Here is a 7213-nt window from a genome sequence, read left to right on the forward strand (position 1 = left end):
TAATCCGCATCGAGCATAGACGCTACTGTCTATGCTTCAGCACCTCGAATACCCCAAGCCGTAACAAACTTACGTAATATCCCCGTTAAAATTACTGAAACATTTCACATTGCCCGCACCGCAAGGCTGACGCATATCACAGGTAACGCGCTGGAAGCCTCACCACGGCCCGCACCACTCAGCACACCTCAGGATTCACATTCGAGCGCGATAATCGCACCATAACCCGCCAGTGAAACATGCGAGGTAAATCCAGCCACGTAAAAGAAACGGGAGGTAAAACGCACACGCCCACCACGCCTGCACAAAATATTTGGGGGAATTATTTCAGTTTGGTAACTCTACAAACACCCACGCCAGGCCGCGCCAGTGCTAAAGATCTCACATGGATCGCAAACTGTAACGAGTGATATATATTTCAGTTAATTACAGTAATCAGAACGATCTCGATATGATCTATGAAAATTAAATATATGATTTTAAACAGTTTTTACATTTTACGTCCGATCAAATACAAAATGGAAAGCGTTCAGGGTAATAAATAGAATTGCGCGGCAAGCCAGACGCCGCAAGGGATTGAGCAGAGTTGAGGAAAAATTTCGATACTGTAAAAATTGGCGAGAAACTGGCTTCGATCTCTGGCAGCATTCGCACGAACCAGGCCAAAACGGCCACCAGGTAAAACACCGTTTGCTAACTTTACGCGCAGATCATCAGGCAAAACAAAGCCCCGCAAGCGGGGCTGATTTACTAGCCGTGGTCAATATGTGGTCACTAATATTTATTTATATTTAATATTCAATGAGATATATACATATTACTGACATCAAGGGGTGTCACCTCATCACCTACGTTAGCCAACACGTCAGCAAATGGCAATTCAACTTGCTTCTCTAATGAAGAAATAATTACTTTCTCAGGCAATGATATCCATTGAAGTGAGCCTCCGACTTGCTCGGCTACCTCTTGTGCGGACCTCACCAGATAGGCTCCTTGCTGAATCAGCCAGTGCACACCTTCGCTGGTTTCACTCCCTAATGGCCCCGGTAAAGCAAAAACATCTCTCCCCTGTTCTATAGCATAACGGGCAGTAATCAAAGAACCACTTTTCAGTGTGGCTTCAACGACCAATACAGCAGAGCTTAATCCACTGATAATACGGTTTCTTCTGGGGAAATGGGCGGCAATCGGTAATGCTGTCGTCAAAAACTCAGAGACTAAAGCCCCGCCTTGGTGCTCGATCTCTTTGGCCAAATGACGATGCCGACGTGGATATATGTTCTCTAACCCGCTGCCTAGTACCGCAATAGTCTTTCCTCTTGCACTCAACGCCGCCTGATGACAAATCCCATCGATCCCCATTGCCAAGCCGCTGGTGATAACGAGCCCAGTTTGAGCCAGTTCTGAAGCAAAATGACGGCCCCATTGCTCTCCATAATGGCTAAAATTACGGCTCCCAACCATGGCGACCTGTGGGCGGTAAAGAACATCCAGCTCGCCGGAAACAAAAAGTACCAAAGGGGCTGCCGAAATATGGGTTAAACGGGGTGGGTAACCTGGCTCACCATAAGCCAATAAGTAATGAGATGAGTGATCCAACCAGGCTAATGTAGCCTCAATATAGTGGGGGTCTGCCTGATAAAATTGTTGGCATTGTTGTAGATCCAACCCATAGGCTGCCAACCTTCCAGGATGAATATCACCACTGGCAAGCAACCGCCTGACCAAGGCACTGCTTTTCACTACGCCAAAACCCCTAACTTTACTCATCCTGAGCCATAATTCTGCTGCTAACATATCGCCTCCCTGGCCTGCTTCCTATACTGATACCGATTTGTTCAATTGGTAGACGATGCTGTCAATCAGAGCCAGAAATGTCTAGAATAGAGATTGAATATCATTCACTACTCGGACGCAGATCTAGATATTTATGTCAGTATTACAAGTATTACATTACCCAGATGAGCGGCTGCGCAAAATTGCTGCGCCGGTTAAAGAAGTCAATGGTGAAATCCAGCGTATTGTCGACGACATGTTCGAAACGATGTACGCAGAGGAAGGTATTGGCCTTGCCGCAACACAAGTGGATGTTCACCTACAAATTATCGTCATTGATGTCTCGGAAAACCGTGACCAACGTTTGGTGCTGATTAATCCAGAGCTATTGGAGAAAAGCGGTGAAACCGGCATTGAAGAGGGTTGTTTGTCAATTCCTGAGCAACGTGCATTGATTCCTCGAGCTGAAAAGGTAAAAATCAGAGCGCTGGATCGTGACGGCAAAACGTTCGAACTGGAAGCTGATGATTTATTAGCGATTTGTATCCAGCATGAAATGGATCACTTGGTCGGTAAGCTGTTTGTGGACTATTTGTCACCGCTGAAACGTCAGCGTATCCGCCAAAAACTGGAGAAAATGGCGAAGTTGAACGCCCGTGCCGACTAACCCATTCTAATTCAGGAAACCAATTAATTGCAGGAAACCAATGTGTCTGACTCTTTGCGGATTATTTTTGCCGGAACTCCTGACTTTGCAGCGCGCCATTTAGGCGCGTTGTTATCTTCCCAACATCAGATTGTTGGTGTTTTTACTCAACCAGACCGTCCGGCAGGTCGCGGCAATAAACTCACTCCAAGCCCAGTTAAGGTATTGGCGGAACAGCAAGGTATCCCTGTTTTTCAACCAAAATCATTGCGGCCGGAGGAAAACCAGCATTTAGTTGCCGATCTTAACGCTGATATCATGGTGGTGGTCGCTTATGGTTTGATACTGCCCGCACCTGTACTAGCAATGCCGCGATTAGGCTGCATTAATGTCCATGGTTCCCTATTACCGCGCTGGCGCGGTGCTGCACCAATCCAGCGTTCAGTATGGGCTGGTGACGCAAAAACTGGGGTAACTATCATGCAGATGGATGTCGGGCTAGATACCGGTGATATGCTCCATAAAATTGAGTGTGACATTCAGCCGGAAGATACCAGTGCAACACTGTACGATAAGCTGGCCCAGCTTGGCCCTCAGGGCTTATTGGTAACACTGCAACAGTTAGCCGAAGGCAGTGCACAGCCTGAAGTACAAGATGAAACGCAAGTTACTTATGCAGAAAAACTAAGCAAAGAAGAGGCTAAATTAGATTGGTCACTTTCCGCAGCTCAATTAGAACGTTGTATTCGTGCTTTTAATCCTTGGCCCGTTAGCTATTTTGTCGTTGATGAACAACCCATCAAGGTCTGGCAGGCGCAGGTACTCTCTGTAGTAGATAATACAAAGCCCGGAACCATCATCCATGCAGATAAACATGGGATCCAAGTAGCAACAGCAGATGGCGTTTTGAATATCACGCAACTGCAACCTGCCGGCAAAAAAGCGATGTCCGCTGCGGACTTATTAAATTCACGTCGCGAATGGTTCACACCCGGTAGCCAGCTAACATAATAGATCTATTTAAACCATATACCCCATAAATTTCATGGTGTAGGAAGGCGGCAAACAAAAGCATCCCGATGAGCTTACACAAGTAAGTGATTCGAGTGACACCTATGCAACTTGAAAGATGACAGATATAAATTTCATCGCCCGATACTTCATCATTGGGCCCTTTCCCTTTACTTGCTGACGTTTGTCGGCTTTTTTGGTTATGAAAAACACATATAATCTCCGCAGCATCGCTGCTAAAGCAATTAGCCAGGTATTGGATCAGGGGCAATCGCTCAGTACCGTGTTGCCTGGGCTACAGAAAAGTATTTCCGATAAAGATCGCGCATTGCTGCAGGAGTTGTGTTTCGGCACGTTGCGTGTTCTGCCACAACTAGAATGGTGTATCCAGCAGTTGATGGCGCGTCCGATGACGGGTAAACAGCGTATTTTTCACTATCTGATTATGGTCGGACTGTATCAGTTGATATATACACGCATCCCTCCTCATGCTGCCCTGGCAGAAACCGTTGAAGGGGCCACTGTGCTGAAACGCCCGCAACTCAAAGGGTTGATCAACGGTGTGCTACGCCAATTCCAGCGCCAACAAGTAGAATTATTAGAGCGCGCTGCAAATAATGATAGCCACTACCTGCATCCAAGCTGGTTATTGGCACGTATTAAGCAGGCTTACCCAGATCAATGGCAGCAAATTCTGGATGCAAATAACCAAAAACCACCAATGTGGTTACGTGTGAGCCGCCTCCATCATACCCGTAGCGAATATCTAGACCTCTTGAAACAAGCAGGTATTGATGCAGAGCCTCATGCCTTTTACTCTGATGCATTGCGCCTAATGACCCCTTGTCCGGTCAATCAGTTGCCAGGTTTTGAGCTTGGCTGGGTAACCATACAAGATGCTTCTGCTCAAGGTTGTGTTGATCTACTTGATCCACAGAATGGTGAGCAGATCCTTGATCTATGCGCCGCACCAGGAGGTAAAACAACACATATCCTGGAAGCTGCGCCAAAAGCTCATGTATTAGCTGTTGATATTGATGAACAACGGCTCAGTCGGGTTAACGAGAATTTACAACGTCTGCAATTACATGCAGTTGTACGAGTCGGCGATGGCAGAACCCCAGAAGCATGGTGTGGCGATCAGCAATTTGATCGCATTCTATTAGATGCCCCTTGTTCTGCAACAGGTGTTATTCGCCGCCATCCTGACATCAAATGGTTACGTCGAAACAGTGATATTGCCGAGCTAGCCCAATTACAATCTGAGATCATTGAGGCTATCTGGCCTAGACTGAAAAAAGGTGGCGTAATGGTCTATGCTACCTGCTCTATATTGCCGGAAGAGAATCAGCAGCAGATTGCTGCATTTCTGCAACGGCATTCTGAGGCAGAATTGGCTGGAACGGGTACCCCGACAACACCAGGTAAACAAAACTTGCCACACCCTGAAGATGGCGATGGTTTCTTTTATGCAAAGTTAATCAAAAGATAATCGTGGCTTTTGCTATGCCTCAACATCTAATTTCAGTGTGAAACAGAGAGCGCTATGAAAATAATCATTCTTGGGGCGGGGCAAGTTGGCGGAACCCTGGCGGAAAATTTGGTGGGCGAGAACAACGATATTACTGTCGTTGATGTAGATTCTGGTCGTCTGCGCCAACTGCAGGATAAATTTGATCTGCGCGTGGTACAAGGACATGGTTCTCACCCCCGAATCTTAAGGGAAGCAGGGGCAGAAGATGCAGATATGTTGGTTGCGGTGACTAACTCTGATGAAACCAATATGGTTGCTTGCCAAATCGCTTACTCACTATTTAATACACCAAATCGTATCGCTCGCATCCGTTCAGCTGAATATATCCGTGAAGCAGATAAGTTATTTCAACCGGAAGCAGTACCTATTGACCATCTAATATCACCAGAACAGCTAGTTATCGATTATATCTATAAGCTAATTGAATATCCGGGCGCTCTGCAGGTCGTTAATTTTGCTGAGGGTAAAGTCAGTATTGCTGCAGTTAAAGCCTATTATGGCGGGCCATTAGTGGGGAATGCACTTTCGTCCTTGCGTGAACATATGCCGCATATTGATACCCGAGTTGCTGCAATATTCCGTCAAGATCGGCCGATTCGTCCGCAAGGCTCAACAATCATTGAAGCGGGTGATGAAGTCTTCTTTGTTGCCGCCTCCCAGCATATCCGCGCAGTAATGAGTGAGTTACAACGGCTGGAAAAACCTTATAAACGCATTATGATTGTTGGTGGCGGTAATGTTGGTGCTGGTTTAGCCCTGAGATTAGAAAAAGATTACAGCGTAAAATTAATTGAACGTGACCAGCAACGTGCTGCTGAATTAGCCGAAATGTTGCATGATACTATTGTTTTTTATGGCGACGCATCAGATCAAGAACTACTGGCAGAAGAACATATTGAGCAAGTCGATGTTTTTATCGCTATAACCAACGATGATGAAGCTAATATTATGTCGGCTATGTTAGCGAAACGTATGGGTGCGAAAAAAGCGATGGTATTAATCCAACGTAGCGCTTATGTAGATCTAGTTCAGGGGAGTGTTATTGATATTGTGATATCGCCGCAACAAGCCACTATTTCTGCACTATTAGGCCATGTGCGTAAAGCAGATATTGTCAGCGTTTCCTCTTTGAGGCGTGGTGTTGCCGAGGCAATAGAGGCAATTGCTCATGGCGATGAAAGCACATCAAAAGTTGTTGGCCGTATGGTTGAAGATATCAAGCTACCACCTGGTACCACCATCGGAGCAATTGTGCGTGGTGACGAAGTTATCATTGCTAACGGTAATTCCATTATTAAGCAGGGTGATCATGTAATAATGTTTATTACTCACAAAAAATTCGTCCCCGATGTGGAGCGACTGTTCCAACCAAGTCCATTCTTCTTGTAAACAATGACGATCGAAGATTCTAAACACATTTACAAATTAAAACTATTCCCATGTAGAATCGCGAAAAATTTCCTATAATTATAGTCGTGTCAGGTTTTATTTAGCTAAGATTAAGTAATTCATTTTTAAATGGAGTATTGGTTATGAGTTTTATGAAGGAGTTTCGTGAATTTGCCATGCGTGGCAATGTGGTCGACTTGGCTGTTGGGGTAATTATTGGGGCTGCATTCGGTAGAATTGTATCTTCACTGGTTGCCGATATCATCATGCCACCATTAGGTTTATTGCTGGGTGGGGTCGATTTTAAGCAATTCCATTTCGTATTACGAGCGGCCGAAGGGACCATACCTGCTGTTGTCATGAATTACGGCATATTTATTCAAAGCATTTTCGATTTTGTCATTGTGGCACTGGCTATATTTTCCGCAGTTAAGCTAATGAATAGAATGCGTCGTGAGAAAGCAGAAGAGTCGGCAGCGCCGCCAGCACCAACAACAGAAGAAAAACTGCTAGCAGAGATTCGTGATTTACTGAAAGCACAACAATCTAAGTAATTTCAACCTCATTAACAGTAAAAAGCCATCAAATTTGATGGCTTTTTTATTGAGAGAGACCCGTCCTAAATAGCGTTGACACATTTAACTCGTGTACTGAGGAAAATGTGATGAACCAATATGTTAAACGCACGCAACGTGATTATCCTCTCTCCTTTAAATTGGCCGTTGTCGAAAAGGTGAAATGACCTATCGTCAGGCGCAAGACCGCGACGGTATTCAAGGTAGCCACACCGTCATGGCATGGCTACGCAAATAGGGTCAACTCGACTGAATAGACCCCAGTTTCCTAGACGGTAGCGT

General features: G+C 45.5%; 5 protein-coding genes and 2 pseudogenes. 6 read left to right on the forward strand and 1 reads right to left on the reverse strand.

Annotation, left to right across the window (positions count from 1 at the left end):
* Positions 1-822: 822 nt before the first annotated feature.
* Positions 823-1797: pseudogene (gene dprA, locus AEP37_RS20760) on the reverse strand (DNA-protecting protein DprA); the annotation flags it as partial.
* A gap of 133 nt (positions 1798-1930) precedes the next feature.
* On the opposite strand from dprA, the gene def reads away from it, so the two are divergent.
* The 6 genes and pseudogenes from def to AEP37_RS26270 form a co-directional block, all read left to right on the forward strand.
* Positions 1931-2443: a peptide deformylase gene (gene def / locus AEP37_RS20765; protein WP_049615132.1), complete on the forward strand. Its 513-nt coding sequence runs from the start codon at positions 1931-1933 to the stop codon at positions 2441-2443.
* A gap of 42 nt (positions 2444-2485) precedes the next feature.
* Positions 2486-3433, forward strand: coding sequence for a methionyl-tRNA formyltransferase (gene fmt / locus AEP37_RS20770; protein ID WP_049615140.1), 948 nt, complete (start codon positions 2486-2488; stop codon positions 3431-3433).
* A 202-nt stretch (positions 3434-3635) separates the two neighbouring features.
* The gene (gene rsmB, locus AEP37_RS20775; RefSeq protein WP_049615133.1) at positions 3636-4925 is read left to right on the forward strand and encodes a 16S rRNA (cytosine(967)-C(5))-methyltransferase RsmB; all 1290 of its coding nucleotides are present in this window, start codon (positions 3636-3638) and stop codon (positions 4923-4925) included.
* 54 nt (positions 4926-4979) lie between these two features.
* Positions 4980-6356, forward strand: a complete 1377-nt coding sequence (trkA, locus tag AEP37_RS20780; RefSeq protein ID WP_049615134.1) for a Trk system potassium transporter TrkA — start codon at positions 4980-4982, stop codon at positions 6354-6356.
* Positions 6357-6499: 143 nt separating this feature from the next.
* Complete coding sequence (gene mscL / locus AEP37_RS20785; RefSeq protein ID WP_049615135.1) at positions 6500-6910, forward strand: large-conductance mechanosensitive channel protein MscL; 411 nt, start codon at positions 6500-6502, stop codon at positions 6908-6910.
* 110 nt (positions 6911-7020) lie between these two features.
* Positions 7021-7166, forward strand: a pseudogene (locus tag AEP37_RS26270) (IS3 family transposase); the annotation flags it as partial.
* Positions 7167-7213: the final 47 nt, after the last annotated feature.

Source organism: Yersinia pekkanenii (genome assembly GCF_001152565.1).
In the GTDB taxonomy this organism is placed as follows: Bacteria; Pseudomonadota; Gammaproteobacteria; order Enterobacterales; family Enterobacteriaceae; genus Yersinia; species Yersinia pekkanenii.

Coding starts and splice junctions, on each gene's coding strand:
- def (WP_049615132.1), top strand. CDS start 1,931: ATGTCAGTATTACAAGTATTACATTACCCAGATGAGCGGCTGCGCAAA.
- rsmB (WP_049615133.1), top strand. CDS start 3,636: ATGAAAAACACATATAATCTCCGCAGCATCGCTGCTAAAGCAATTAGC.
- trkA (WP_049615134.1), top strand. CDS start 4,980: ATGAAAATAATCATTCTTGGGGCGGGGCAAGTTGGCGGAACCCTGGCG.
- mscL (WP_049615135.1), top strand. CDS start 6,500: ATGAGTTTTATGAAGGAGTTTCGTGAATTTGCCATGCGTGGCAATGTG.